General features: G+C 59.1%; 29 protein-coding genes and 1 pseudogene. 19 read left to right on the top strand and 11 right to left on the bottom strand.

Going from position 1 to position 25,101, the window contains the following annotated elements; translation table 11 throughout:
• Positions 1-8 precede the first annotated feature (8 nt).
• A complete protein-coding gene (locus AB4O01_RS20950) occupies positions 9-1,190 on the bottom strand; it encodes an acyl-CoA dehydrogenase (protein WP_007953903.1) in 1,182 nt (393 codons plus the stop codon).
• A gap of 157 nt (positions 1,191-1,347) precedes the next feature.
• Between AB4O01_RS20950 and AB4O01_RS20945 the strand changes: the two genes are divergently transcribed.
• From AB4O01_RS20945 to AB4O01_RS20895, 11 genes are all read left to right on the top strand, one after another.
• A complete protein-coding gene (locus AB4O01_RS20945; protein WP_460089408.1) occupies positions 1,348-2,247 on the top strand; it encodes a LysR family transcriptional regulator in 900 nt (299 codons plus the stop codon).
• Positions 2,248-2,681: 434 nt separating this feature from the next.
• Entirely contained in the window at positions 2,682-3,803 is a 1,122-nt protein-coding gene (locus AB4O01_RS20940; RefSeq protein ID WP_093429467.1) for a Re/Si-specific NAD(P)(+) transhydrogenase subunit alpha, read from the top strand.
• Between the two features lie 15 nt (positions 3,804-3,818).
• Positions 3,819-4,139: an NAD(P) transhydrogenase subunit alpha part 2 gene (locus AB4O01_RS20935; RefSeq protein WP_003187417.1), complete on the top strand. Its 321-nt coding sequence runs from the start codon at positions 3,819-3,821 to the stop codon at positions 4,137-4,139.
• Positions 4,139-5,572 (top strand): NAD(P)(+) transhydrogenase (Re/Si-specific) subunit beta, encoded by a 1,434-nt coding sequence (locus AB4O01_RS20930; protein ID WP_093429468.1) that lies wholly within the window; start codon positions 4,139-4,141, stop codon positions 5,570-5,572. Before AB4O01_RS20935 ends, AB4O01_RS20930 begins: the two co-directional genes overlap by 1 nt.
• A 214-nt stretch (positions 5,573-5,786) precedes the next feature.
• Positions 5,787-7,280, top strand: a complete 1,494-nt coding sequence (locus AB4O01_RS20925) for an acetyl-CoA hydrolase/transferase family protein (protein WP_460089406.1) — start codon at positions 5,787-5,789, stop codon at positions 7,278-7,280.
• A gap of 320 nt (positions 7,281-7,600) precedes the next feature.
• On the top strand, positions 7,601-7,816 hold the full coding sequence (locus AB4O01_RS20920; RefSeq protein ID WP_007911656.1) for a DUF1127 domain-containing protein: 216 nt from the start codon (positions 7,601-7,603) through the stop codon (positions 7,814-7,816).
• Between the two features lie 258 nt (positions 7,817-8,074).
• Positions 8,075-8,284 carry a DUF1127 domain-containing protein gene (locus tag AB4O01_RS20915; protein ID WP_460089405.1) on the top strand — a complete coding sequence of 70 codons (210 nt, stop codon included), beginning with the start codon at positions 8,075-8,077 and terminating at the stop codon, positions 8,282-8,284.
• Positions 8,285-8,419: 135 nt separating this feature from the next.
• Entirely contained in the window at positions 8,420-8,737 is a 318-nt protein-coding gene (locus AB4O01_RS20910) for a DUF2388 domain-containing protein (protein WP_460089403.1), read from the top strand.
• Between the two features lie 107 nt (positions 8,738-8,844).
• A complete protein-coding gene (locus tag AB4O01_RS20905) occupies positions 8,845-9,162 on the top strand; it encodes a DUF2388 domain-containing protein (RefSeq protein ID WP_093429472.1) in 318 nt (105 codons plus the stop codon).
• A gap of 43 nt (positions 9,163-9,205) precedes the next feature.
• A complete protein-coding gene (locus tag AB4O01_RS20900; protein WP_007911662.1) occupies positions 9,206-9,526 on the top strand; it encodes a DUF2388 domain-containing protein in 321 nt (106 codons plus the stop codon).
• Positions 9,523-11,484 carry a DUF7844 domain-containing protein gene (locus tag AB4O01_RS20895; protein WP_460089401.1) on the top strand — a complete coding sequence of 654 codons (1,962 nt, stop codon included), beginning with the start codon at positions 9,523-9,525 and terminating at the stop codon, positions 11,482-11,484. Before AB4O01_RS20900 ends, AB4O01_RS20895 begins: the two co-directional genes overlap by 4 nt.
• A 47-nt stretch (positions 11,485-11,531) precedes the next feature.
• Here AB4O01_RS20895 and AB4O01_RS20890 read toward each other — a convergent pair.
• The 3 genes and pseudogenes from AB4O01_RS20890 to trpB all read right to left on the bottom strand — a co-directional run bounded on the left by AB4O01_RS20890 (position 11,532) and on the right by trpB (position 14,141).
• Positions 11,532-11,974: pseudogene (locus AB4O01_RS20890) on the bottom strand (anti-virulence regulator CigR family protein).
• A 122-nt stretch (positions 11,975-12,096) separates the two neighbouring features.
• Positions 12,097-12,909, bottom strand: a complete 813-nt coding sequence (gene trpA, locus AB4O01_RS20885) for a tryptophan synthase subunit alpha (RefSeq protein WP_116254153.1) — start codon at positions 12,907-12,909, stop codon at positions 12,097-12,099.
• Positions 12,909-14,141 (bottom strand): tryptophan synthase subunit beta, encoded by a 1,233-nt coding sequence (gene trpB / locus AB4O01_RS20880; RefSeq protein ID WP_186620386.1) that lies wholly within the window; start codon positions 14,139-14,141, stop codon positions 12,909-12,911. The genes trpA and trpB overlap by 1 nt, the downstream gene beginning before the upstream one ends.
• A 114-nt stretch (positions 14,142-14,255) precedes the next feature.
• Between trpB and AB4O01_RS20875 the strand changes: the two genes are divergently transcribed.
• Positions 14,256-15,173, top strand: coding sequence for a LysR family transcriptional regulator (locus AB4O01_RS20875; RefSeq protein WP_460089399.1), 918 nt, complete (start codon positions 14,256-14,258; stop codon positions 15,171-15,173).
• Here AB4O01_RS20875 and AB4O01_RS20870 read toward each other — a convergent pair.
• On the bottom strand, positions 15,146-15,472 hold the full coding sequence (locus tag AB4O01_RS20870; protein WP_007911686.1) for an ElaB/YgaM/YqjD family protein: 327 nt from the start codon (positions 15,470-15,472) through the stop codon (positions 15,146-15,148). The two genes, AB4O01_RS20875 and AB4O01_RS20870, sit on opposite strands and share 28 nt — an antisense overlap.
• Before the next feature lie 157 nt (positions 15,473-15,629).
• Between AB4O01_RS20870 and AB4O01_RS20865 the strand changes: the two genes are divergently transcribed.
• Both AB4O01_RS20865 and AB4O01_RS20860 read left to right on the top strand, forming a co-directional pair.
• The gene (locus AB4O01_RS20865) at positions 15,630-15,845 is read left to right on the top strand and encodes a dodecin (RefSeq protein ID WP_003220389.1); all 216 of its coding nucleotides are present in this window, start codon (positions 15,630-15,632) and stop codon (positions 15,843-15,845) included.
• A gap of 127 nt (positions 15,846-15,972) precedes the next feature.
• Entirely contained in the window at positions 15,973-16,194 is a 222-nt protein-coding gene (locus AB4O01_RS20860; protein ID WP_099757642.1) for a DUF1161 domain-containing protein, read from the top strand.
• A 260-nt stretch (positions 16,195-16,454) separates the two neighbouring features.
• Here the strand turns inward: AB4O01_RS20860 and AB4O01_RS20855 are convergent, their stop codons facing one another.
• A complete protein-coding gene (locus AB4O01_RS20855) occupies positions 16,455-17,456 on the bottom strand; it encodes an LLM class flavin-dependent oxidoreductase (protein ID WP_034152274.1) in 1,002 nt (333 codons plus the stop codon).
• 242 nt (positions 17,457-17,698) lie between these two features.
• On the opposite strand from AB4O01_RS20855, the gene AB4O01_RS20850 reads away from it, so the two are divergent.
• The gene (locus tag AB4O01_RS20850) at positions 17,699-18,130 is read left to right on the top strand and encodes an OsmC family protein (protein WP_093429478.1); all 432 of its coding nucleotides are present in this window, start codon (positions 17,699-17,701) and stop codon (positions 18,128-18,130) included.
• Between the two features lie 246 nt (positions 18,131-18,376).
• Positions 18,377-18,616: a DUF1161 domain-containing protein gene (locus AB4O01_RS20845; protein WP_099757641.1), complete on the top strand. Its 240-nt coding sequence runs from the start codon at positions 18,377-18,379 to the stop codon at positions 18,614-18,616.
• Between the two features lie 6 nt (positions 18,617-18,622).
• Here AB4O01_RS20845 and AB4O01_RS20840 read toward each other — a convergent pair whose 3' ends face one another.
• Entirely contained in the window at positions 18,623-19,042 is a 420-nt protein-coding gene (locus AB4O01_RS20840; protein WP_093429480.1) for a PA0061/PA0062 family lipoprotein, read from the bottom strand.
• Positions 19,043-19,082: 40 nt separating this feature from the next.
• Positions 19,083-19,505 (bottom strand): PA0061/PA0062 family lipoprotein, encoded by a 423-nt coding sequence (locus AB4O01_RS20835; RefSeq protein WP_034152270.1) that lies wholly within the window; start codon positions 19,503-19,505, stop codon positions 19,083-19,085.
• Positions 19,506-19,564: 59 nt separating this feature from the next.
• Between AB4O01_RS20835 and AB4O01_RS20830 the strand changes: the two genes are divergently transcribed.
• Positions 19,565-20,647, top strand: coding sequence for an aminopeptidase (locus AB4O01_RS20830; protein ID WP_460089396.1), 1,083 nt, complete (start codon positions 19,565-19,567; stop codon positions 20,645-20,647).
• A 93-nt stretch (positions 20,648-20,740) separates the two neighbouring features.
• On the opposite strand, the gene AB4O01_RS20825 is transcribed toward AB4O01_RS20830, so the two are convergent.
• Together AB4O01_RS20825 and AB4O01_RS20820 are read right to left on the bottom strand one after the other, a co-directional pair.
• Positions 20,741-21,391, bottom strand: a complete 651-nt coding sequence (locus tag AB4O01_RS20825; RefSeq protein ID WP_093429482.1) for an HAD family hydrolase — start codon at positions 21,389-21,391, stop codon at positions 20,741-20,743.
• Positions 21,392-21,419: 28 nt separating this feature from the next.
• The gene (locus AB4O01_RS20820; protein WP_460089395.1) at positions 21,420-21,965 is read right to left on the bottom strand and encodes a gamma carbonic anhydrase family protein; all 546 of its coding nucleotides are present in this window, start codon (positions 21,963-21,965) and stop codon (positions 21,420-21,422) included.
• 88 nt (positions 21,966-22,053) lie between these two features.
• Here AB4O01_RS20820 and prlC point away from each other — a divergent pair, with 88 nt between their 5' ends.
• Positions 22,054-24,105 (top strand): oligopeptidase A, encoded by a 2,052-nt coding sequence (prlC, locus tag AB4O01_RS20815; protein ID WP_095113094.1) that lies wholly within the window; start codon positions 22,054-22,056, stop codon positions 24,103-24,105.
• Positions 24,102-24,389, top strand: coding sequence for a YheV family putative zinc ribbon protein (locus tag AB4O01_RS20810; RefSeq protein ID WP_093429485.1), 288 nt, complete (start codon positions 24,102-24,104; stop codon positions 24,387-24,389). Before prlC ends, AB4O01_RS20810 begins: the two co-directional genes overlap by 4 nt.
• Before the next feature lie 49 nt (positions 24,390-24,438).
• Here AB4O01_RS20810 and AB4O01_RS20805 read toward each other — a convergent pair whose 3' ends face one another.
• Positions 24,439-25,083, bottom strand: a complete 645-nt coding sequence (locus AB4O01_RS20805; protein ID WP_093429486.1) for a dual specificity protein phosphatase family protein — start codon at positions 25,081-25,083, stop codon at positions 24,439-24,441.
• Positions 25,084-25,101 lie beyond the last annotated feature (18 nt).

The raw sequence follows: 25,101 nt of genomic DNA, 5'->3' as shown, positions 1-25,101 counted from the left end.
CTCTCCTGTTAATAGAACGCCTGCAGACCGGTTTGCGCACGCCCGAGGATCAGCGCGTGAACGTCGTGAGTCCCTTCATAGGTATTCACCACTTCCAGGTTGACCAGATGACGGGCCACGCCGAATTCGTCGGAGATGCCGTTACCACCCAACATGTCGCGAGCCATACGGGCGATATCCAGGGACTTGCCGCACGAGTTGCGTTTCATGATCGAAGTGATCTCGACCGCAGCAGTGCCTTCATCTTTCATACGCCCCAACCGCAGGCAGCCTTGCAGGGCCAAGGTGATTTCGGTCTGCATGTCTGCCAGTTTTTTCTGGATCAACTGAGTGGCAGCCAATGGGCGACCAAACTGCTGGCGATCGAGGGTGTACTGACGAGCGGTGTGCCAGCAGAACTCGGCAGCGCCAAGCGCGCCCCAAGAAATGCCGTAACGCGCCGAGTTGAGGCAGGTGAACGGACCTTTCAGGCCACGCACGTCCGGGAAGATGTTTTCTTCCGGCACAAACACGTTATCCATAACGATTTCACCAGTGATCGACGCACGCAGGCCGACCTTGCCGTGAATCGCCGGAGCACTAAGGCCTTTCCAGCCTTTTTCCAGGACGAAGCCACGAATGTCACCGGCATCGTCTTTGGCCCAGACCACGAACACATCGGCGATCGGGCTGTTGGTGATCCACATTTTCGCGCCGGTCAGGCTGTAGCCGCCGTCGACCTTACGTGCACGAGTGATCATCGCGCCAGGGTCGGAACCGTGGTTGGGTTCGGTCAGACCGAAGCAGCCGATCCATTCGCCGGAAGCCAGCTTCGGCAGGTACTTCTGCTTTTGCGCTTCAGTACCGAATTCGTTGATCGGCACCATCACCAGCGACGACTGCACGCTCATCATCGAGCGGTAGCCTGAGTCGACACGCTCGACTTCACGAGCAATCAGACCGTAGCTGACATAGTTCAGACCGCTGCCGCCGTACTGTTCAGGGATGGTCGCGCCCAACAGACCGACTTCGCCCATCTCGCGGAAGATCGCCGGGTCGGTTTTCTCATGACGGAAGGCTTCAAGAACACGCGGCGCGAGGCTCTGTTGAGCAAACTGCTCGGCGGTGTCGCGGATCATGCGCTCTTCTTCAGTGAGCTGTTGATCCAGCAGCAGGGGATCAATCCAGTTGAAGCTAGCTTTACCGCCCATGAGTCTGTCCTCGCAAATCGGTGAATTAACGTGGCATTGATCCTAGGCGCGGTTCGCCGTCGCGGCAAACGAGGATTTCGCATTCTGTTGTGCTAATTTCTCACTCCGAAACGTCGCGGAATGCCTTTTATGCGGCGCATTAGTGAGGTTGACGTACATGCGCAGGAAGATCCCCAGCACCACCGCCCTGATCAGTTTCGAAGCTGCCGCGCGCCACGAGAGCTTTACCCGCGCTGCCGAAGAACTTTCCCTGACTCAAGGCGCCATTTGCCGACAAATAGCCAGCCTTGAGGAGTTCCTCAGTGTGGAACTATTCCGACGCTCGCGGCGCGGGGTGAAGCTGACCGAGGCGGGGCTTTCCTACAGCCGCCGAGTCGCGACGCAACTAGATGCAGTCGAACGCGACACGCTGTCCGTGATGGGCCAGCAAGGCACCAACGTAATCGAACTGGCGGTGGTGCCGACCTTTGGCACGCAATGGCTGCTGCCACGTCTGAAGGATTTCCAGCACAAGCATCCGGAAGTCACGGTCAACCTGACCAACCGCACCCGGCCCTTTCTGTTTGCCGATACCGAATTCGATGCGGCGATCTACTTCGGTGATGCCGATTGGTCCGGTACCGAATCCCACAGGCTGATGGGCGAGAATCCGATGCCGGTGTGCAGCCCGGCCCTACTCGGCAACAAGACGCTTCTGACAGCCGCAGCCATCGCCGAACTGCCGCTGCTGCAGCAGACTACCCGACCTTACGCCTGGCGCCAGTGGTTCAACTCGCAACAGCTGAATATCCCGCGCGACATGACAGGCCCGCGCTACGAGCTATTCTCCATGCTCGCCCAAGCGGCCATGCACGACATGGGGATCGCGCTGATTCCACCGTTCCTGATTCAGCGTGAGCTGGCCGAGAAACGCCTGGTGATTGCAAACCCGCAGGCGCTTTCCAGCATCAAGGCCTACTACCTGATGATTCCTGAGCGAAAGATCGAATCAGCGTCATTAAAGGCATTTCGTGACTGGCTGGTAACTCAGGCACAGAGCTACAGCCTAGAAGGGTAAAGGCTTACAACGTTACCTAACCCCGTAGTCAGGAAAACAAAAGCCCTACAGATATAAGTATTTGTCGCAATTCAACAGACTGTATCCGAAAGTCGTACAGACGTCCCACAAGCGGCTGAAGACGTGGCTTTGAGCCTTCATCAGCGACGCATTAGTGCCTATTCACGTCACCGATGAGAAATTTTTCCATATTCGGCCAGAATCCTTACAAGGCACGGCCTGCAAGGGATTCGGCTGGCCATCTGCGACATTCGGTCACGGGATGACTTGTAGTTAATTTTCCGTCACCCGTCATAATCCCTTGAAGGGCATAAAGTTCGCCTGCAAAATGCCGCGCCCCGCCCTGATTTGGCGGGATCGTGCTGATCGGCCGCCCCAGTCGCACCATCCGTAGTGCATGGGTTTACTCAATAAGATCACGCAGGAGATTTGACGTGCACATTGGTGTTCCTCTCGAAACCCAGACCGGTGAAACACGGGTTGCTGCAACCCCGGAAACCATTAAAAAGCTGATCAGCCAAGGTCATAAGGTCACTGTGCAAACCGGCGCCGGCGTTAAAGCCAGCGTTGTCGACAGTGCCTATGAAGCGGCAGGCGCAACCATTGGCAGTGCCAATGACGCGTTTGGCGCCGAGCTGATTCTCAAAGTGGTCGCGCCAAGCGATGCCGAACTGACGCTGATCAAGCGCGGTACGGTGTTGGTCGGCATGCTCAATCCGTTCAACAACGAAACCATCGCAAAGATGGCCGAGTGCGGCATTACCGCGTTCGCCCTCGAAGCGGCGCCGCGCACCTCGCGCGCGCAGAGTCTCGATGTGTTGTCGTCGCAGGCGAACATTGCCGGCTATAAGGCTGTGTTGCTGGCCGCTCATTACTATCCGCGCTTCATGCCGATGCTGATGACCGCTGCGGGCACCGTGAAAGCGGCGCGCGTGCTGATTCTCGGCGCCGGTGTGGCCGGGTTGCAGGCGATTGCTACGGCGAAGCGTCTGGGTGCGGTGATCGAAGCGTCCGACGTGCGTCCGGCGGTAAAAGAGCAGATCGAATCACTCGGCGCCAAGTTCGTCGACGTACCTTACGAGACCGATGAAGAGCGTGAATGCGCCGTCGGTGTCGGCGGTTACGCGCGACCAATGCCGGCGAGCTGGATGCAGCGTCAGGCGCAGGCCGTGCACGAGCGCGCCAAGCAAGCTGACATCGTCATCACCACCGCGCTGATTCCGGGCCGAAAGGCACCGACGCTGTTGAGCGCGGAGACCGTAGCGCAGATGAAACCGGGCTCGGTGGTCATCGACCTCGCCGCTGCTCAGGGCGGCAACTGCCCGCTGACCGTGGCTGATCAAGTCGTGGTCGAGAATGGCGTGACCATTTGCGGCCCGACCAATCTGGCCGGTGAAGTCGCTGCAGACGCCTCGGCACTGTATGCGCGCAACCTGCTGGACTTCCTCAAGCTGGTCTTCACCAAAGAAGGCCAGTTCGACGTCAACCTCGAAGACGACATCGTCGCCGCGTGCCTGATGTGCCGCGACGGCCAAGTCATCCGCAAAAACGCCTAAGCAGGGATTCAGACGATGGAAGAGCTTATCTCCCCCGGTATCTACAACCTGATCATCTTCGTGCTGGCGATTTATGTCGGTTACCACGTGGTCTGGAACGTTACACCTGCGCTGCACACACCTTTGATGGCGGTAACCAACGCCATCTCGGCGATTGTGATCGTCGGCGCCATGCTTGCCGCTGCGCTGACCGTCACGCCGCTGGGCAAAACCATGGGCACCCTTGCTGTGGCGCTGGCTGCGGTCAACGTGTTCGGTGGCTTCCTGGTGACCCGCCGCATGCTTGAGATGTTCAAGAAGAAAGCCCCGAAAGTAAAAGAAGAGGCGCCGAAGTAATGAGCATGAATCTTGTCACGACGCTCTACCTGATCGCGTCGATCTGCTTTATCCAGGCCCTCAAAGGCTTGTCGCACCCGACTACCTCGCGGCGCGGCAACCTGTTCGGCATGCTCGGCATGGCGTTGGCCATCCTGACCACCGTCGGCCTTATCTATAAGTTGGGTGCTGAGCTGGCCACGGCTGGCATCGGTTACGTGATCGTTGGCCTGCTGGTCGGCGGCACCGCCGGTTCGATCATGGCCAAGCGCGTTGAAATGACCAAGATGCCGGAACTGGTCGCCTTCATGCACAGCATGATCGGCCTTGCGGCAGTGTTCATTGCCATCGCCGCTGTGGTGGAGCCGCAATCGCTGGGCATCGTCAAGCAACTGGGCGACTCGATTCCGGCGGGCAACCGTCTGGAGCTGTTCCTCGGCGCTGCGATCGGTGCGATCACCTTCTCCGGTTCGGTGATTGCGTTCGGCAAGCTGTCGGGCAAATACAAGTTCCGTCTGTTCCAGGGCGCCCCGGTACAGTTCGTTGGTCAGCACAAGCTGAACGCCGTGCTGGGCCTGGCGACGCTGGCACTGGGCCTGACCTTCATGTTCACCGGTAACCTCACTGCGTTCGCGCTGATGCTGGCGCTGGCGTTTGTGATGGGCGTGCTGATCATCATCCCGATTGGCGGCGCCGACATGCCGGTCGTGGTGTCGATGCTCAACAGCTACTCGGGCTGGGCGGCGGCGGGTATCGGCTTCTCGCTGAACAACTCGATGCTGATCATTGCCGGTTCCCTGGTGGGTTCGAGCGGTGCGATCCTGTCGTACATCATGTGCAAGGCGATGAACCGTTCCTTCTTTAATGTACTGCTCGGCGGTTTCGGCAACACGGCCGACGCAGGTCCTGCCGGTGCGAAGGAAGCACGTCCGGTGAAATCCGGTTCGGCTGACGACGCGACCTTCCTGCTGACCAACGCCGACACCGTGATCATCGTCCCGGGCTACGGTCTGGCAGTGGCACGTGCGCAACATGCGCTGAAAGAGCTGACCGAGAAGCTGACCCACCGTGGCGTGACCGTGAAGTACGCGATCCACCCCGTAGCGGGCCGTATGCCGGGGCACATGAACGTTCTGCTCGCCGAGGCCGAAGTGCCTTACGACCAGGTGTTCGAGATGGAGGACATCAACTCCGAGTTCGGTCAGGCCGATGTGGTGCTGGTGCTCGGCGCGAACGACGTGGTTAACCCGGCCGCAAAGAACGATCCGAAATCGCCGATTGCCGGCATGCCGATTCTCGAAGCGTTCAAAGCCAAGACCATCATCGTCAACAAGCGCTCGATGGCCAGCGGCTATGCCGGCCTGGACAACGAGCTGTTCTATCTGGACAAAACCATGATGGTCTTCGGCGACGCGAAGAAAGTCATCGAAGACATGGTCAAAGCGGTCGAGTAATTCCCCGCTGCAATACCGAACGCCCCGACTTGTCGGGGCGTTTTTGTTTGCGCAAACAGTCGGACAATTTGCCGCGTTGTTGCAGATCCAGTAACGGTGTTTTACTTCAAACCCGCTAAATAGACGCCTCGTTTGCGACCTTGGTAGCGGGACAGGCGCTCGTCAAATTCACTAGACTGCGCATCCTGCTACTCGCTTCCCGAGATAATAATCCATGTACCGTGACCGTATTCGCCTGCCTTCGTTGTTGGATAAAGTGATGAGCGCCGCCGACGCAGCCGCTTTGATTGAGGACGGCATGACCGTCGGCATGAGCGGATTTACTCGTGCTGGCGAAGCCAAAGCCGTCCCTCATGCACTGGCCGAGCGCGCCAAGGTCACGCCGCTGAAGATCAGCCTGATGACCGGCGCCAGCCTGGGCAACGACCTCGACAAGCAACTGACCGAAGCCGGCGTGCTGTCGCGGCGGATGCCGTTCCAGGTCGACAGCACCTTGCGCAAGGCAATCAATGCCGGCCAGGTAATGTTCATTGATCAGCACCTGTCGGAAACCGTCGAGCAGCTACGCAACCAGCAACTGAAGCTGCCGGACATCGCGGTCATCGAAGCTGTGGCCATCACCGAGCAAGGCCACATCGTGCCGACCACCTCGGTGGGCAACTCGGCGAGCTTCGCAATTTTCGCCAAACAGGTGATTGTCGAGATCAACCTGGCGCACAACGCCAACCTCGAAGGCCTGCATGACATCTATATCCCGACCTATCGCCCGACGCGCACGCCGATCCCGCTGGTAAAAGTCGACGACCGCATCGGCAGCACGGCGATTCCGATTCCGCCGGAAAAAATCGTCGCCATCGTGATCACCCAGCAGGCGGACTCGCCGTCTACCGTGTCGTCGCCGGACGTCGACACCAACGCCATTGCCGATCACCTGATCACCTTCTTCAAGCAGGAAGTCGACGCCGGGCGCATGACCAACAAGCTCGGCCCGTTGCAGGCAGGGATCGGCAACATTGCCAACGCGGTGATGTTCGGTCTGATCGATTCGCCGTTTGAAGACCTGACCATGTACTCCGAAGTACTACAGGATTCGACCTTCGACCTGATCGACGCCGGCAAGCTGAGCTTCGCTTCGGGCAGCTCGATCACCCTGTCGGAGCGCCGCAACAGCGACGTGTTCGGTAACCTGGAGAAGTACAAGGACAAACTGGTACTACGTCCGCAGGAGATCTCCAACCACCCGGAAGTGGTGCGCCGCCTAGGCATCATCGGGATCAACACGGCGCTGGAGTTCGACATTTACGGCAACGTCAACTCCACCCACGTTTGCGGCACGCGGATGATGAACGGCATCGGCGGTTCCGGCGACTTCGCGCGTAACGCGCATCTGGCGGTGTTCGTGACCAAGTCGATCGCCAAGGGCGGGGCGATTTCCAGCGTGGTGCCGATGGTCAGCCACGTCGACCACACAGAGCACGATGTCGACATTCTGGTGACCGAAGTGGGTCTGGCCGATTTACGCGGCTTGGCGCCGCGGGAACGTGCACGTGTGATCATCGATAACTGTGTGCACCCGGACTTCCGTCAAGCGCTGGATGATTACTTCACGAAGGCCTGTGCAATCGGTGGCCATACCCCACACATTCTGCGTGAAGCGTTGAGCTGGCATATCAACCTGGAAGAAACCGGGCGCATGCTTGCGGTGTAATTCACTCAGATAACCGTTGGCGCAAACACAGTTTGCGTCAGCGGATTGTTGCAATCTTCAAAGCTGACAAAAACTGTACCGCTGTACCGGTCCTTTCCTACAGCTTTTGCCTACCTTTTTCCTCGAATCGAGCAAAAACGCACCACTTAAGTGCGGACAGGTACAGTTTGCTCGTTTTTGACCCGTACACCCCCTATAAACAGTTAACTGGTCACTCACAATACAGTTGAACTGTATCTAGAGAGACTTGGCAAACGAGAGGATCATGGGCACCAGTCAAACCACTACCTGATCCCGCCACAAGCGGAAGGATGTCAACCATGGAACGTACACTCAGTTCCGAACTGTTCTTCGAAGACAAAGCTGTAAACACCCAGGCTTCCCTGCCTCTGCGCGTTATCGCCAACCTGATGTTGTGGCAGCGCCGCATCTCCAGCCGCCATCAACTGGCTCGCCTGGATTCGCGTTTGCTGGCTGACGCCGGTATCAGCGAAGCACAACGCTACGAAGAGCTGAGCAAGCCGTTCTGGCGCTAAGTAGCGTCGCTGGCTCTGGTCATTAGACCCACCGCCAGCAACCCGAATTGAACAAACGAAACCCGTCGTGGGAAACCACGACGGGTTTCGTCGTTTTGGGGAGTTTTAAATCCCTATACAGCTAGCTTTATCGCTGACAGGTACAGTTCATTATAATCACCACCTGGACCAGTACAATTTGCTTCTGCTGTATCTGCCTCTTCCTCTGTCACAGGCTCAACATGACCTTCCGCCTTCACCGGTAATAAGGAATACGTCATGAATGACTTACGGGATGTTTCAAGAAACTTCAGCCATTCCTACACTCGCCCCAATGCTCTGCGTCGCCTGATTCGCGGGCTTCTGGACAGCCTGGAGCGCGCCAGAACAAGGCGCCTGCTCTCTCAACTCGACGGTCGGGATCTCGCCGATCTTGGCCTCAGCCATGCTGATCGACTGAGTGAACTGCATAAACCGTTCTGGCGCTAGCATTTTGCCCACTGTGCGAACCTCGCAAAGCAAGCCTAATATCCACGCAGAACGTGGCGAATGCTGTGTCACTGGCGTCTGACTCCTCAGATCCCGAGCCACCTCTCAATACGGTTTATCCATAGGAGTTACACCATGTCCCGTCTTCGTCTGATCAGTGCTGCCGCCCTGCTGGCCGTGGCTGCCAACGCCAGCGCCACCAGCTTCATCGTGACCACCGACGCTGTTGTCGGTGCACTGAAATCCTCGTCCGACGCCACCTCCGACGTTTCCTCGTCGTTCCGTGATGACAAAATCGTCCTCGCCGCCCGTGACGACGCTGCCAGCTTCGTGGCCAGCGAAGGCGAAATCCGTGGTGTGAAACTGGAAAGCGCGCTGGATCACATCCGTCATCAGGCCCCACAGCTACAAGCTACCGACGCACAGTTGGCTCAAGCCATCCTGACGATCTAAGCGCGTGACACCGTTCGGGACACGCCGGTCGTGTCCCGATGTTTCGGCGCTGGCTCTGGCCCGGGCATTGCGCTAGCCTTTGGGCTCACCAAAAATTACCGAGTCCGATGCGCTTTCTTCCAAATCTACTGATTCCCTCCGTATTGTTCACCGCCTGCTGGGCGACATCGGTCGATGCCTTTGATGCTTTCAATGCGTCGACGCAAGGCACCGTCGTCAGTGGTTACGCCACCAGCATGGTGTCTTCCGCCCCATTCGACCGTAAACTGCTGCTCGCGGCCCACGATGATGCCGCAGCTTTTGTTGCCAGTGACGGTGAATGGCGTGGTGCTCGACTGGAATCCGCGCTGCATTACCTGCGCAAAACCCGGCCGAAACTTCATGTCAGCGACCTTGAACTGGCAGAGGCAATTCTCGTCCAATAGTTATCCTGTACCCCTGTTATCCTTGCCCTTCCGGAGTCGTTCCATGCGTAGCCCGCTGATTGCTGCCGCCCTTGGCCTGTTTTTGTTGGCCGACGTGGCCCAGGCGCACACCCTGGTAGCCACCAGTAACATCATCGTTCGTGCCTCCCAGCGCACTATCGATTTCACTTCCGACACCACCACGTCGATCCGCGATTCGAAAATCATCCGCGAAGCACACGATGATGCCGCCAGTTTCGTCGCCACTAACGGTGATATCCGTGGCGCGCATCTGGAAGCCGCGCTCAACACCCTGCGCACCCGTGTGCCGGAAGCGCGCGACGCCAGCGATCAGGTTCTCGCCGAAGCCATCCTCGCACTGTGAAGTCACTCGGCACCTGGCTGCTGGCCGGGGCGTTGTTGCTGCTTGGCAACAGCGCCCACGCCGGCCTGCAATTGCGGCTCAAGACCGACGGTCTGAGCCCCGCCCAACAACAGGCCAGCCAGGCGCTGATCGATGAGGCGATGCAAAAGCTGCCGCCGAGCTTTATCGAGCGGCTGGATCGGCGCATCGATGTCGGCTGGACCGACGACATGCCCGCCAACGCTTACGGCCAGGCCACGCTCGTTGCCGAACTCGATCTGAATCGCAAACTGCTGGCCAGCCTCACTGACGGCAGTGCAGCCAAAGAAAAAACCAATCGCCCCCACGGCACTGTGCGCCAGGAATTGCTCGCCACGGTGTTGCACGAAATTACCCACATTTACGATCGCGCGCGCTTGTGGCCGGACGCCGAGCGCACGCTAATCCAGCGCTGCACCCGCCGCTTCAACAGCGCCGGGCTGATCGGCATTCCCGATGAGTGTCGCGGGCAGAACGGGCGGCGTTTCACCCTCAGCGATGACCCACGCCTGCTCGATCTCGCCGGTTGGCAGCAATACGTCGGCCGTCGGGGTGAGCGCGAACAACACAACCGCCAGATCGCGCGCAGCCCGGACCTGTACGAAATCTCCAGCCCGAAGGAGTTTGTCGCGGTCAACATGGAGTATTTCCTCCTCGACCCGAGCTATGCCTGCCGTCGCCCGGCGTTGTATCGCTATTACCAGCAGCACTTCGGCTGGACACCGTCGGCCAAGGACACCTGCAGCAAGACCTTCTCCTTCCTCAATGCCGGCAACGACTTCGCCAAGCAACCCTTGGGGCAGGTCGATCCCGAGCGGGTCTACGCCGTCGACTATCTACTGGCCGAGGCCAATCAGAACTGGGTCAGCCGCTGGGGCCACAGCATGTTGCGCCTGGTGATCTGTGCACCGGGTCGCCCGCGCGGGCCGGATTGCCGGCTCGACCTCGATCAGCATCTGGTGTTGTCCTACCGCGCCTTTGTCGGTGATGTACAGCTGTCGAGCTGGGACGGACTGGTCGGCAAATACCCGTCGCGCCTGTTCGTGCTGCCGCTCGCGCAGGTCATCGACGAATACACCAAGACCGAACTGCGCAGCCTTGCTTCCGTGCCGCTGAACCTGTCACGGGACGAGATCGAAGGCGTGGTCGAACACGCCGCCGAAATGCACTGGAGCTACGACGGCAACTACTTCTTCCTCTCCAACAACTGCGCGGTAGAAGGCCTGAAGCTGTTGCGCAGCGGCAGTAACAACAACCAGTTCGTGGGTCTGGACAGCATCATGCCCAACGGTTTGCTGGAAGTGATGAAGGGCCGTGGTCTGGCGGACACCAGTGTGCTGGATGATCCGAAAGAAGCCCTGCGCCTGGGTTACCGCTTCGACTCGTTCCGCGATCGCTATCAGGCCATGTTCGATGTGCTGAAGAAGCAATTGCCGATCAAACAGAACACCGTCGAGGAATGGCTTTCGCTGACAGCCGAAGAACGCCGTGAGTGGTTCGAACGCGCCGACTTGCGTACCAGCGCCGCCCTGCTGCTGTTGGAGCAGGCGAGTTATCGACGCCAGTTGTTGCTGGCTCAGGATGAGGTCAAGCAACGCTACCTCGGCGCGCGGGAGCTGGAAAACGGCGGCATGGACAAGGCCAACGCGACCTTGCAGGAAATCCTCGCCAACAGCGGGTTCCTCAGTCGTCCGGCGGAATTGCTCGATTCCAAGGGTTACGGATTGCCGCAGCCGACCGAGTTCAGTCGACTCGAAGCGGAGAGCAGTCAGCGGCAGAAGAAGCTGTTGGCACTGTCCGGAGATCTGGATGCAGAAGTGCGTAAGTTGCTGGAGCCGAAGCGGGCCGCCGAAATTGCGGCCAGTGAGGAGAACGTGAAGCAGATCGGCGCGCATCTGCGCAAACTGCACAAGGCCTCCGGCGGACTGGAGCTGCCCTGAAAAAAAGACCGCAGCCAATGGCTGCGGTCTTTTTTATTGCCTGCAGATCAATACAAAACGCCATCGAGAATTTCGTAGACGATCCCGGTGCCCACCGCGATCAGCACGATATCACCCCCGCCCGGCGCCATTCGTAACCCGGGTACACCGGCAGACGACCTAACGCCCGACTATCCAGACGCTCGCCGTAATAGCCGTGCGGCAACGGCCGGCCACGCTCCAGATGAATCCCCGGAGGCGGCGGTGCGCCGCGCACGAAGTAGCCATGATTGTCACGAATGGTCTGGCGCACCGGGCCGAAGTCGTACGGCGGCGGGCCGCCACGGTGATCGTTTGGCGAGCCACGATGATCATTACCATGGTTGTTGTATTGGCCCTGCTGTGGGCCGCCGTGGTCATGATCATCGCGCGGATCGGCGCTGGCCAGCAGCGGTGTCACGCTGATCATCAGCACGCCCAGTCCGGCCATCAGACGTTTCGGCATTTTCATCGGGTCTTTCCTCACGGCACAAACAGCAAAAAGGGATTCAGAACGTGGTTCTGAATCCCTCGGTCTTGCTGGATTAGTCTGTGCCGCGAGGCGCTAATTCCTCTGTATCAGGAACTTTACCTTCAGCTGACGCGGGCCTTACGCACGCCTTCGGAGAGAGCCGAGCACAGGCTCAGCACGCCGTCGATGGCCTGGTCGGGTGTGGTCGCGTTGGCGATGTGATCGATCAACGCCGAACCCACCACCACACCGTCGGCCAGACGCGCGATGGACGCCGCTTGCTCCGGCGTGCGGATGCCGAAACCGATGCTGATCGGCAGATCGGTATGGCGACGCAGACGGGTCACCGCCTCTTCAACGTGCTCCAGCGTCGCCGCGCCGGCACCGGTCACACCGGCGACCGACACGTAGTAAACGAAACCGGAACTGCCATTAAGCACCTTCGGCAGACGCGCATCGTCGGTGGTCGGCGTGGTCAGGCGGATGAAGTCCAGACCCGCAGCCTGCGCCGGGTCGCACAGCTCGGCGTTGTGCTCAGGCGGCATGTCGACCACGATCAGGCCATCGACGCCAGCCTCTTTCGCATCGGCGATGAAGCGCTCAACGCCATACATGTGGATCGGGTTGAAGTAGCCCATCAGCACCAGCGGCGTATCACTGTTGCCTTCACGGAACTCGCGAACCATTTGCAGGGTTTTCATCAGGTTCTGCTTGGCGCCCAAGGCACGGATGTTCGCCAGTTGAATCGCCGGGCCGTCGGCCATCGGGTCGGTGAACGGCATGCCCAGCTCGATCACGTCGGCGCCAGCACCCGGCAAGCCTTTGAGGATCGCCAGCGAGGTGTCGTAGTCCGGGTCACCGGCGGTGACGAAGGTCACCAGCGCAGCGCGGTTCTGTTCTTTGAGATCGGCAAAACGGGTTTGCAGGCGGCTCATCAGTGTTTCTCCTGCTTAGACTGTTCCATATGGTGCATGACGGTCTGCATGTCTTTGTCACCACGGCCGGAAAGGTTGACCACCATCAGGTGATCCTTCGGCAAGTTCGGTGCGCGCTTGAACACTTCAGCCAAGGCGTGGGCGCTTTCCAGGGCAGGAATGATCCCTTCCAGGCGGCAGCATTTGTGGAACGCATCCAGCGCTTCGTCGTCGGTCACCGAGGTGTACTGAACGCGGCCGATGTCATGCAACCACGCGTGTTCAGGACCAATGCCTGGGTAATCGAGGCCGGCGGAAATCGAGTGAGCGTCGATGATCTGGCCGTCGTCGTCCTGCAGCAGGAAGGTACGGTTGCCGTGCAACACACCCGGAACGCCGCCATTCAGGCTCGCCGCATGCTTGCCGGTTTCAATGCCGTAACCGGCGGCTTCAACACCGATGATTTCAACGCTCTTGTCGTCGAGGAACGGGTGGAACAGGCCCATCGCGTTGGAACCGCCACCGATGCACGCCACCAGGCTGTCCGGCAGACGACCTTCCTGAGCCTGCAACTGATCACGGGTTTCCTTGCCGATGACGGCCTGAAAGTCGCGAACCATTGCAGGATAAGGGTGCGGGCCGGCCACGGTGCCGATCAGGTAGAACGTGTTGTCGACGTTGGTCACCCAGTCACGCAGGGCTTCGTTCATCGCGTCTTTAAGGGTGCCGGTGCCGGCCACCACCGGAATTACTTCAGCGCCCAACAGCTTCATGCGGAAGACGTTGGCCTGCTGACGTTCGATGTCAGTGGTGCCCATGTAGATCACGCAGTCCAGACCGAAACGTGCGGCGACGGTGGCCGTGGCCACGCCGTGCATGCCGGCGCCGGTCTCGGCGATGATGCGTTTCTTGCCCATGCGCCGTGCCAGCAGGATCTGGCCGATGCAGTTGTTGATCTTGTGCGCGCCGGTGTGGTTCAGCTCTTCACGCTTGAGGTAAATCTTCGCGCCGCCGCAGAACTCGGTCAGGCGTTCGGCGAAATACAGCGGGCTCGGACGCCCGACGTAGTCACGCTGGAAGTAGGCCAATTCTTCTTTGAACGCCGGATCTTCCTTGGCCGCTTCGTATTCGCGGGCCAGGTCGAGGATCAACGGCATCAGCGTTTCCGCCACGTAGCGGCCACCGAACGAACCGAACAGGCCGTTGGCGTCAGGGCCGTTACGCAGATCAGAGGTGTTCGAAGTCTGGGTCATGAGTCGCTCCAGGTGAATTCGGGTGAGAAGACAATGACGACCACTCTACCCCTGACCTTCTATGCTGAAAACCGATAAGATCGCCACAACCTGTCAGGAAAACTCACAGATACCATGAGCCAAGACCTTCCCCCGCTGAACGCCTTGCGTGCGTTCGAAGCCACCGCCCGGCTGAACAGCGTCAGTCAGGCTGCCGAACAGCTGCACGTCACCCATGGCGCGGTCAGCCGTCAGCTCAAGGTGCTGGAAGAGCACCTTGGCGCCAGTCTGTTCGTCAAAGATGGGCGCGGCTTGAAACTCACAGATGCCGGCATGCGGTTACGCGATGCCAGTGGCGAGGCGTTTGATCGCTTGCGCAGTGTTTGTGCCGAGCTCACCCAAATTACGGCCGATGCCCCGTTTGTACTCGGCTGCTCCGGAAGCTTGTTGGCGCGCTGGTTCATTCCGCGTCTGGGCCGGTTGAATGCAGATCTGCCGGATTTGCGGCTGCACCTGTCGGCGGGCGAAGGCGATCTCGATCCACGACGCCCGGGGCTGGATGCTTTGCTGCTGTTCGCCGAACCACCGTGGCCGGCGGACATGCAGGTCTATGAACTGGCCGCAGAACGCATCGGCCCGGTCATGAGTCCGCTGTTCAGTGGTTATCAACGTCTGCAAACCGCGCCAGCCTCGGCCCTGCTAAACGAACCGTTGCTGCACACCACTTCGCGCCCGCAAGCCTGGCCGAGTTGGGCGCAGCAGAACGCACTCGACGCAAAAGCAATGAAGCTCGGGCAAGGTTTTGAGCATTTGTATTATTTGCTGGAAGCAGCGGTCGCGGGTCTCGGCGTAGCCATCGCGCCGGAGCCGCTGGTGACGGAAGATTTGAAGGCCGGTCGCCTGGTTGCGCCATGGGGTTTCTGTGAAACCCCGGCGCAACTGGCGTTGTGGCTACCCAAGCGCGCCGCAGACGGGCGCGCCCGGCAACTGGCGCAATGGCTCAAGAACGAACTGCGCCAGACGGATCACTCGCCGCGCTTGAACAGCAAGTAAGCCGCCAGCAGACCGATCGCACCGACGGCCACACCGGCCGTCGTCCATGGATGTTCCTGAGCGTAATCACGGGTGGCGATCCCGGTTTCGCGGGTTTTCACTTTGACTTCTTCGTAGGCATCGCTGAGCAGGTGGCGCGAGTGCTTCAGCGCACTTTCGGCATTGCTTTTCAGCGCCTTGAGGGTCTTGCGCGACTCGTCCGAAGCGTCGTCTTTCAAGCTTTCCAACGATTTGAGCAGACTCTCGATCTCGGCTTCCATGCTTTGCAACGAGGCTTTACGTAAAGAGGTGTTGGCCATGGTGGCTCTCCTGCATTGGTGATGAGTGGCGTGTGTTGGTTGGGACTTCAGCGGTTTGAGAAAGTGCAGAAAATCTGAACTTCGCCTGCGCGGTGCCGCCGAAATCAACAGTGCAGATTCACTGCTAGTCTCAATTCCACACGCCAAGGAGATCGTTATGAGTGACCATCACACGTACAAGAAAGTCGAGCTGGTCGGTTCGTCCACCAGCAGCATCGAAGACGCCATCAACAACGCGCTGGCCGAAGCCAACAAGAGCATCAAGCATCTTGAGTGGTTTGAAGTGGTCGACACCCGTGGCCACATCAAGGACGGCAAGGCAGCGCACTTTCAGGTGACGCTGAAAGTCGGCTTCCGCATTGCCAGCAGCTGAGTTTGGTCTAGTCTTCTGAACTTGCGCGCTGGCCGAGTGCCATAGGAATGGCAAAGCGCTACAGGGTGGCTGCATCGGGTGAACGCTCGATGCCCGCCTCTTTTAATCCGACCAGGGAGTGCGACCGATGAAGAAGTTCATGTTGGCAGTAGGTTTGTTGAGCCTTGCGGGTGGTGCGTTTGCTGCCGGTAAGCCTTGTGAAGAGCTGAAAAGCGAGATTGCGGCGAAGCTGGATGCCAAGGGCGTTTCCGGGTATTCGCTGGAGATTGTTGATAAGGGCGCTGCCGCTGGTGGCAAAGTCGTTGGCAAATGCGAAGGTGGCTCGAAGGAAATCGTCTACAAGAAGTGAGCTGATCGCGCCTGAAATACAAAAAGCCGACGTGAAGGCGTCGGCTTTTTTGTGTCTGAAAGATTTGTGGTGTGTTTGAGATTGATCCCCCTCACCCCAGCCCTCTCCCCCAGGGGGGCGAGGGGGAAAGGGAGCGGATCGGGGGTTGTTCAGATCCTGAGTTCGACTCGATTTTTCAGGTCGATGTCGAGCGCAAGAAGACCTCAATCAGTCCCCTCTCCCCCTGGGAGAGGGCTAGGGTGAGGGTGCCTTTCGGCTTTTCAGCCCTTCATGACCTGCGCGAGCAGTTCGTACGAGTGCACCCGATCAGCGTGTTCATACAGATCACTGGTGAAAATCAGCTCATCCGCCTGCGTCTGCTCAACCAACACCTCAAGCTTGGCGCGGATCTTCTGCGGACTCCCCACCATCGCCAGCCCCAGGAAATCCCCCACCGCCTCACGCTCATGCGGTAGCCACAGCCCGTCCATGGTTTTCACCGGCGGACGCTGCACCAGGCTCTGCCCACGCATCAACGCCAGAATGCGCTGATACACCGACGTCGCCAGATAATCGGCTTGTTCATCGGTATCCGCCGCCACCAGCGGTACGCCGAGCATCACGTACGGCTTGTCGAGCACTGCCGACGGCTTGAAGTGATTGCGATAGACGCGAATCGCCTCGTGCATGAAGCGCGGAGCGAAATGCGAGGCGAAGGCATACGGCAAACCGCGCTCACCGGCTAATTGCGCGCTGAACAGACTGGAACCGAGCAGCCAGATCGGCACATTGGTGCCGGTGCCAGGCATCGCGATCACGCGCTGGTCCGGGGTACGCGGACCGAGGTAGCGCACCAGTTCGGCAACGTCTTCGGGGAAATCGTCAGCGCTGCCGGAGCGCTCGCGGCGCAAGGCGCGGGCAGTCATCTGATCGGAACCGGGCGCACGGCCCAGGCCGAGGTCGATCCGGCCCGGATACAGGCTTTCCAGCGTGCCGAACTGCTCGGCGATCACCAGCGGCGCATGGTTGGGCAGCATTACGCCGCCAGAGCCAACACGAATGGTCGACGTACCGCCAGCCAGATAACCGAGTAATACAGACGTCGCGGAGCTGGCGATACCGTCCATGTTGTGGTGTTCGGCCACCCAGAACCGCGTATAGCCGAATTTCTCGACGTGCTGCGCCAGATCCAGCGAGTTGCGCAGCGATTGCGCCGGGCTGCCGTTTTCGCGCACCGGTACCAGATCGAGGGTGGAAAATTTTACGTCGGACAGTTGCTTCATAAACCTGCGTCTCCGAGTGAGGAGGCAGGTTCTTCTTGCAAACGAAAACCTGCCGAATCCATAAGCGTGTTTTGTGCAATGAGGGCATATACCCGAGTTTCAATAGCAGTGATGAAATTTCCTACTAAAAAAGTCAACGATTCAGCCGGGCTGAACTTTGCTGCGGCGTCTATCCTCAGAAGCCTTGCAAGCAAAAACCACGACGACGCGGCGTTTCCGCGTCAGATCTTGAGGAGGCAGACATGGCTATCGTGAAGAAAGCATCCGCACATTGGGCAGGCGATCTGAAAACCGGTATCGGCTCGATCTCCACCGAAACCGGTGTCCTCAGAGAAGCCCCTTACGGCTTCAAGGCGCGCTTTGAGGGCGGTAAGGGCACTAACCCGGAAGAGCTGATCGGCGCCGCGCATGCCGGTTGTTTTTCCATGGCGTTTTCGATGATTCTCGGCGATGCGGGCCTGAAGGCTGACAGCATTGATACTCAGGCTGAAGTGACCCTGGATCAGGTGGATGGCGGGTTCGCGATCACTGCGGTGAAGCTGATCCTCAAGGCGAAAATCCCTGGAGCGACGCAGGAGCAGTTTGAAGAGCTGAGCAACAAGGCCAAGGAAGGGTGCCCGGTCTCGAAAGTGCTGAATGCGAAGATTACGCTTGAGGCTTCGCTGATTTCTTAAGCTTCGAAACAGGCGCTGGCTTTACCGACGCCTTCGCGAGCAAGCTCGCTCCCACATTGGTTCTGACTAAACCGGAACATTGTGGGAGCGAGCTTGCTCGCGAAGGCGATCTCGAGATCGACACAGGTTTGAAACCAAAAACACAAGTTGTGAGCGAAGTCAGAACCCTCGCTGTAAAAATATGGTCGAATAAATGACAGCAGCTTCAGCGCACACCCGTGCGCGCTGCCTCAGGGAGCTTCACTCATGAAACGTATTGGCTTGGCGATCCTCTGCAGTGCACTGGCCACTTCTGTCATTGCAGCACCCAAAGATTGCGAAGAACTGAAGAACGAAATCGAAGTAAAAATTCAGGCCAACGCCGTGCCGTCTTACACGCTGGAAATCGTCAGCAAGGAAGAGGCCGACAAACACGATGTGGCGATGGTCGTCGGCACCTGCGACAACGGCACCAAAGCGATCATTTATCAGAAGAACGATCGCTGAACCTGACTAGATAATGCAGTTGTAGTCGTAATCCTCGGCGACGATTTCTCGCTTGGCGTTATACAGCCGGGCGCTCGGTGTGAACCCCAGCGAACGCCCTTCCAGCACATAACGCTGCCCGGCCTCGAAATGGTCGTAGCGGATGTACAGGTAACACAACCGCTCTACCGGGCCGTTCATCAAACTGCCGCCACCACCAAACACTTCGAAATCAAACCGCACGCGCAATTCGTGGCTGCCCGGCGTGACCTGAAAGTAGCGCCCGTCATTCAGTCGCTGTTTGTCGAGGCGCTCGGCCATGAGCACTTTACCGCCGGGTGTCGGCGTCGAAAAATCGACCCAGGCCATCTGCGGATCGACCGGGGGCAATGGCGTCTGACAACCGGCCACAAGACTGGCAACGAGCAACAACAGCAACTGGCGCATGACGAATATCCACTGATCTGAATACTCAGCATAGCGCCGTTCAGGTGCGCTGACAGCCTGCCGGCGTGCCTTGGCCTACCACTTTGCGCTGCTCGTCATAGAGCTTGGCCCAAGGCCGGAAACCAATACTGCCGGCCTGCAACTGATAACGCTGGCCGGCGTTGAAGTCCTTGAATTTCACGCTCAACTGGCAATCGCGCCACAGCGGCTCAGCGTCGGGACCGATGTTGGTCGCCTCGACCGGAAATTGATAACGCACCTTCAACTCATGGCTGCCGGGCTGTACTTCGAAGTAGCGTTTGTCGGCAGTCGCTTGGGTATCGACCTGCAGCGCTTGCAGCGCCGTGTCCTGCTGCCGGGCATCCAGATCGATCCAGGCTTGCGAAGGGTCAGGATCGGGCATTCCGAATCCGGCACAACCGGCCAGCGTCAGCAGGCCTCCTGACAGCATCAACATGCGCATAGCGGTGCTCCTTAAGGCGGGATAGTCTTGCGGGCAGACTCTCCGGGGGATTTCTTATTTTGAGCAGGCCGTTTCCAAGCCTTGGGTTACTTGATCGCGTTTTTCGGATTTTGTTTCCGGGTGTGTTGTTTTTGTTGCTCAACGGTTGCGCCAGCGTCAGCTATTACACGCAGTTGGCCAGCGGCCAACTGCAATTGCTGCGGGCGCGCGAGCCTGTGGAAAAGGTGATCAACGATTCGAGCCGCGACGCGACACTGCGCGAACACCTGGCGCAAGCGCAAAAGGCCCGCGCCTTTGCGAGTGAACATCTGCATTTGCCGGATAACCAGAGCTATCGCCTGTACGCCGACATCCATCGCCCGTACGTGGTGTGGAATGTGTTCGCCACTCAAGAGTTCTCCCTGACACCGCAGAACCATTGTTTCCCGATTGCCGGCTGCGTGGCCTATCGCGGTTATTACAGCCAGAGCGCCGCGCGCGGCGAGGCAGCGATCCAGCGCTTGCAGGGTATGGACGTGTCGATTGGCGGTGTCGAGGCCTACTCGACGCTCGGCTGGTTCAACGACCCGATCCTCAATTCAATGATGGGCTGGGGTGATGAGCGCCTGGCCACGCTGATCTTTCATGAGCTGGCGCACCAGCGTTTCTATGTGAAGGACGACACCGAGTTCAACGAGTCCTTTGCCACGTTTGTCGAGCAGGAAGGCACGCGGCAGTGGCGGGCGTTTCGCGGGTTGCCGGCGGATACCGATTCACGGCTGAAGCAGCGCGATCAGTTTATTGAATTGGTCCTCGATACCCGTTCACGGCTGGAGAAGCTTTACGTGCAGTCAATGCCGGTTGAGCAAATGCGCGAGCGAAAAGCGGCCGAGTTCGAGCAGTTTCGCCGGGATTATCGGCTGATGAGGGACAGTCAGTGGTCCGGGGACAAGCGTTATGACGCTTGGGTGAATGCGCCGCTGAACAATGCGCGGTTGTTGCCGTTTGGGCTTTATGACCAGTGGGTCCCCGCGTTTTCGACACTATTCAAAAAGGTCGGGGGAGATTGGCTGAAGTTTTATGCTGAGGTAGAGCGGTTGGGTGGGCTGCCGGCCGCTGAGCGCAAGGCGGCACTGAAAGCGTTGGCATATCCGGAAGTCTGAGGTGGCTGAAAGGGCGTCATCGCGAGCAGGCTCACTCCTACAGGGGAATGCGTTCCACATGCAGGAGTGAGCCTGCTCGCGATAGCAATCTAATCAGCGCTGCAGAAACGCCTGATGCAACTCGTCCAGCGTTTCAAAATGATAAGCCGGCGCCTCGGCACTCAACTCTTCAAAACTGCCAAACCCATAACCGACCGCCGCCGCATCCAGCCCATTGCTGCGCGCCCCGATCAAGTCATGCTTACGGTCACCGATCATCAGCGTATCCGCAGGATCCAGCCCTTCTTCCTCGATCAGATGCGCAATCAACTCAACCTTGTTGGTCCGCGTGCCATCCAGCTCACTGCCGTAGATCACCTTGAAGTGCCGGGCAAAATCAAAATGCCGGGCGATCTCGCGGGCAAATTCCCACGGCTTCGAAGTGGCGATATACAGCTGCCGGCCTTGGCCACTGAGGGTTTCCAGCAACGGCGTGACACCATCGAACACACGGTTCTCGTACAGGCCCGTCACTTTGAAGCGCTCGCGATAGAAATTCACCGCCTGCCATGCCTTGGCCTCATCGAATCCGTAAAACTGCATGAACGCCTGCAATAACGGCGGGCCGATGAAGTGTTCCAGCTTGGTCAGATCCGGCTCATCGATGCCGAGCTTGGCGAGGGCGAACTGGATGGAACGGGTGATGCCCTCACGCGGGTCGGTCAGGGTGCCATCAAGGTCGAACAGTACGGTCTGGTAATGCATGAGAAATCCTGAGCAGGTGTAAGGCGATTCAGAGCTGGTCGTAGCCTTCGGCCAGATGCAGGTCCTTGAGTTTCACGTAGTTCGCCGCGCTGTAGGTGAAGAAAGCTTTTTCCTTGTCGGTGAGTTCTCGCACCTGTTTCACCGGGCTACCCACATAGAGGAAGCCACTTTGCAGACGCTTGCCCGGAGGCACCAGGCTGCCGGCGCCGATGATCACGTCGTCCTCGACCACCGCGCCGTCCATGACGATGCAGCCCATGCCGATCAACACGCGGCTGCCGACGGTACAGCCGTGCAGCATGACTTTGTGGGCGATGGTGACGTCATCGCCGATCAGCAGCGGGAAGCCGTCGGGGTTGAACGGGCCGGCGTGGGTGATGTGCAACACGCAGCCGTCCTGCACGCTGGTGCGCGCACCGATACGGATACGGTGCATGTCGCCACGGATCACGGTCAGCGGCCAGACAGAGCTGTCTTCGCCGATTTCGACGTCGCCGATAACCACCGCCGAGCCGTCGACAAACGCGCCTTTGTTCAAGTGCGGGGTGTGATTCTGGTACTTGCGAACGGACACGATAATTTCTCTCTCTGTCGCCGATAGCTGCGGTGAATGCCGATTGTAATTAAGATGGGGCAATGTTTCCCCAGCCAAGGTGCCAACCGTGAGCGTGAACAACCCTCTTCTGCAGTCCTACGACCTGCCGCCGTTCTCCACGATCCGTGCCGAACACGTCCTGCCCGCCATCGAAACGATCCTGGCCGACAACCGCGCCGCCATTGCCGAAATCCTCAAGACTCAGGTTCAGAACCCGACTTGGGCCGGTCTGGTACTGGCGATGGACGAACTCAATGACCGCCTCGGCGCTGCCTGGAGCCCGGTCAGCCACCTCAATGCCGTGTGCAACAGCGCCGAATTGCGTGAAGCCTACGAGTCATGCCTGCCGGCTTTGAGCGCCTACTCCACCGAGATGGGCCAGAACCGCGAGCTGTTCCAGGCTTATGAAGCGCTGGCCAACAGCCCGGAAGCCGCCGGTTTCGACGTGGCGCAAAAGACTATTCTGGAACACGCCCTGCGTGATTTCCGTCTGTCGGGTATCGATCTGCCGGAAGCCGAACAGAAACGCTACGCCGAAGTGCAGAGCAAACTGTCCGAGCTGGGCAGCCGTTTCTCCAATCAACTGCTCGACGCCACTCAGGCGTGGACCAAGCACGTCACCGACGAAGCCGCCCTCGCCGGCCTGACCGATTCAGCCAAGGCGCAAATGGCTGCTGCCGCACAGGCCAAAGGCCTCGACGGCTGGCTGATCACCCTGGAATTCCCGAGCTACTACGCGGTGATGACCTACGCGCAAGACCGCGCGCTGCGCGAAGAAGTCTATGCCGCTTACTGCACCCGCGCCTCGGACCAAGGTCCGAACGCCGGTCAGAACGACAACGGCCCGGTGATGGAAGAGATCCTCGACCTGCGTCAGGAACTGGCCAAACTGTTGGGCTTCGCCAGTTTCTCCGAGCTGAGCCTGGCCACCAAAATGGCTGAATCCAGCGATCAGGTGCTGAGCTTCCTGCGCGATCTGGCCAAGCGCAGCAAGCCGTTCGCTGCGCAGGATCTGCAACAGCTGCGCGCCTACGCCGCCGAACAGGGCTGCGCCGACCTGCAAAGCTGGGACAGCGGTTTCTACGGTGAAAAGCTGCGTGAACAACGCTACAGCGTTGCTCAGGAAACCCTGCGCGCCTACTTCCCGATCGACAAAGTGCTGGGCGGTCTGTTCGCCATCGTGCAGCGTCTGTACGGCATCGAAATCGCTGAACAGAAAGGTTTCGACACCTGGCATCCGGACGTGCGCCTGTTCGAAATCAAGGAAAACGGCCAGCACGTCGGCCGCTTTTTCTTCGATCTCTACGCCCGCGCCAACAAGCGTGGCGGTGCCTGGATGGATGGCGCCCGCGACCGTCGCCGCACCGTCGACGGCGTGCTGCAAAGCCCGGTGGCCAATCTGGTGTGCAACTTCACCCCGGCCGACAGCGGCAAGCCTGCGCTGCTGACCCACGATGAAGTGACCACGCTGTTCCACGAATTCGGTCATGGCCTGCATCACCTGCTGACCCGCGTTGATCACGCCGGCGTTTCCGGGATCAACGGTGTGGCATGGGACGCGGTCGAGCTGCCGAGCCAGTTCATGGAAAACTGGTGCTGGGAGCCGGAAGGCCTCGCACTGATTTCCGGTCACTACGAAAGCGGCGAGCCGCTGCCCCAGGACCTGCTGGAAAAAATGCTCGCGGCGAAGAATTTCCAGTCCGGCCTGATGATGGTCCGTCAGTTGGAGTTCTCGCTGTTCGACTTCGAACTGCACGCCACCCACGGCGACGGCCGCAGCGTGCTGCAAGTGCTCGAAGGCGTGCGTGACGAGGTGTCGGTGATGCGTCCACCGGCCTATAACCGTTTCCCGAACAGCTTCGCGCACATCTTTGCCGGCGGTTACGCGGCGGGTTACTACAGCTACAAGTGGGCTGAAGTGCTGTCGGCGGATGCCTTCTCCAAGTTTGAAGAGGACGGCGTGCTCAACGCTGAAACCGGTCGGGCCTTCCGTGAAGCGATTCTCGCGCGCGGCGGTTCGCAGGCGCCGATGGTGCTGTTCGTCGACTTCCGTGGCCGTGAGCCATCGATTGACGCACTCTTGCGCCACAGCGGCCTGAGTGAGGACGCGGCAGCATGAGTGAGGCACCTGTGATTACCAAGAAACGCTTTATCGCCGGGGCGGTCTGCCCCGCGTGTAGCGAGCCGGACAAGTTGATGATGTGGAACGAGGACGGCGTGCCGCACCGCGAATGTGTGGCCTGCGGTTACTCGGATACGCTAAACGAGCAAGGGCTGTCGGTACCGAAAGAACTGGGCACGCGGGTCAACACCAGCGCGCTGAACAAACCTGCGCCGGACAAGACGGTGCAGGCAGTACAGTTCTTCCCGAATCCGAAGCTCAAGAAGAAATCCGAAGACTGAGCTGCAGCTTGAAAACCTTCCACGATGCAATGTCGTGGAAGGTAGCGGATTACTTCAGATTGACTGACTGAAACCAGCTCTTCATCGAGCAGGTGGCAAACGCACTGGTGCTGCAATCACCATTGGCCAGAGCGGTGCGCAGCTTGTCGACATCGGCCTGCATCACATAACGCACGCCATCCTTGAAATGACCGCTTTCTCCAAATCCGCCCTGAGTCATTTCATTCAGCGCATCTTCCTTGCTCCAGCCTTGCACCACGATCCGGTACATCGCCGCCATCAGGCCGGTGCGGTCAGAACCGTGTTTGCAATGCATCAACACCGGACCGTTGGCTTCGGCGGACTGAATCGCGCGCAGAGTCTTGAGCACATCGGCGTCATCGACATGATTGGTGCGGTAAGGCAATTGCACCTGATTGATGCCCGGCTCTGACAACCAGTTATTGTCCGCTTCCGGAAGGAAGTTGATCACCGTGGCGACTTTCAGATTCTTCAGCAACGGCACCGCACCGCCATCGGGCAAGGCGCTGCGATAGAGCGTCGGCGACATCTGGAACAGGTTGTATTGCACTTCGACCGGTTGCGCCCAATCAGCAGGACGAACTGTCGCAGTTGCCGCAGCCTGGGCAGGCATCCAGGGCAACAGCACCAATAGCGATAAGCACAAAGCGGAAAAAAAACGCACTCGGGACATGCTGGGGTAACCGTGTCG

The sequence above is a fragment of the Pseudomonas sp. S2_E02 genome (assembly GCF_054668355.1).
This window is presented reverse-complemented; position numbering and strand designations above follow the sequence as displayed.

Excerpts from the sequence above, each read along its gene's own strand:
- AB4O01_RS20865 (WP_003220389.1), top strand. The coding sequence starts at position 15,630 with ATGAGTGACCATCACACGTACAAGAAAGTCGAGCTGGTCGGTTCGTCC.
- AB4O01_RS20930 (WP_093429468.1), top strand. The coding sequence starts at position 4,139 with ATGAGCATGAATCTTGTCACGACGCTCTACCTGATCGCGTCGATCTGC.
- AB4O01_RS20925 (WP_460089406.1), top strand. The coding sequence starts at position 5,787 with ATGTACCGTGACCGTATTCGCCTGCCTTCGTTGTTGGATAAAGTGATG.
- AB4O01_RS20910 (WP_460089403.1), top strand. The coding sequence starts at position 8,420 with ATGTCCCGTCTTCGTCTGATCAGTGCTGCCGCCCTGCTGGCCGTGGCT.
- AB4O01_RS20900 (WP_007911662.1), top strand. The coding sequence starts at position 9,206 with ATGCGTAGCCCGCTGATTGCTGCCGCCCTTGGCCTGTTTTTGTTGGCC.
- AB4O01_RS20875 (WP_460089399.1), top strand. The coding sequence starts at position 14,256 with ATGAGCCAAGACCTTCCCCCGCTGAACGCCTTGCGTGCGTTCGAAGCC.
- AB4O01_RS20850 (WP_093429478.1), top strand. The coding sequence starts at position 17,699 with ATGGCTATCGTGAAGAAAGCATCCGCACATTGGGCAGGCGATCTGAAA.
- AB4O01_RS20810 (WP_093429485.1), top strand. The coding sequence starts at position 24,102 with ATGAGTGAGGCACCTGTGATTACCAAGAAACGCTTTATCGCCGGGGCG.
- AB4O01_RS20835 (WP_034152270.1), bottom strand. The coding sequence starts at position 19,505 with ATGCGCATGTTGATGCTGTCAGGAGGCCTGCTGACGCTGGCCGGTTGT.
- AB4O01_RS20945 (WP_460089408.1), top strand. The coding sequence starts at position 1,348 with ATGCGCAGGAAGATCCCCAGCACCACCGCCCTGATCAGTTTCGAAGCT.
- AB4O01_RS20920 (WP_007911656.1), top strand. The coding sequence starts at position 7,601 with ATGGAACGTACACTCAGTTCCGAACTGTTCTTCGAAGACAAAGCTGTA.
- trpA (WP_116254153.1), bottom strand. The coding sequence starts at position 12,909 with ATGAGCCGCCTGCAAACCCGTTTTGCCGATCTCAAAGAACAGAACCGC.
- AB4O01_RS20840 (WP_093429480.1), bottom strand. The coding sequence starts at position 19,042 with ATGCGCCAGTTGCTGTTGTTGCTCGTTGCCAGTCTTGTGGCCGGTTGT.
- AB4O01_RS20915 (WP_460089405.1), top strand. The coding sequence starts at position 8,075 with ATGAATGACTTACGGGATGTTTCAAGAAACTTCAGCCATTCCTACACT.
- AB4O01_RS20845 (WP_099757641.1), top strand. The coding sequence starts at position 18,377 with ATGAAACGTATTGGCTTGGCGATCCTCTGCAGTGCACTGGCCACTTCT.
- AB4O01_RS20855 (WP_034152274.1), bottom strand. The coding sequence starts at position 17,456 with ATGAAGCAACTGTCCGACGTAAAATTTTCCACCCTCGATCTGGTACCG.
- AB4O01_RS20950 (WP_007953903.1), bottom strand. The coding sequence starts at position 1,190 with ATGGGCGGTAAAGCTAGCTTCAACTGGATTGATCCCCTGCTGCTGGAT.
- AB4O01_RS20805 (WP_093429486.1), bottom strand. The coding sequence starts at position 25,083 with ATGTCCCGAGTGCGTTTTTTTTCCGCTTTGTGCTTATCGCTATTGGTG.
- AB4O01_RS20870 (WP_007911686.1), bottom strand. The coding sequence starts at position 15,472 with ATGGCCAACACCTCTTTACGTAAAGCCTCGTTGCAAAGCATGGAAGCC.
- AB4O01_RS20935 (WP_003187417.1), top strand. The coding sequence starts at position 3,819 with ATGGAAGAGCTTATCTCCCCCGGTATCTACAACCTGATCATCTTCGTG.
- AB4O01_RS20905 (WP_093429472.1), top strand. The coding sequence starts at position 8,845 with ATGCGCTTTCTTCCAAATCTACTGATTCCCTCCGTATTGTTCACCGCC.
- AB4O01_RS20825 (WP_093429482.1), bottom strand. The coding sequence starts at position 21,391 with ATGCATTACCAGACCGTACTGTTCGACCTTGATGGCACCCTGACCGAC.
- trpB (WP_186620386.1), bottom strand. The coding sequence starts at position 14,141 with ATGACCCAGACTTCGAACACCTCTGATCTGCGTAACGGCCCTGACGCC.
- AB4O01_RS20860 (WP_099757642.1), top strand. The coding sequence starts at position 15,973 with ATGAAGAAGTTCATGTTGGCAGTAGGTTTGTTGAGCCTTGCGGGTGGT.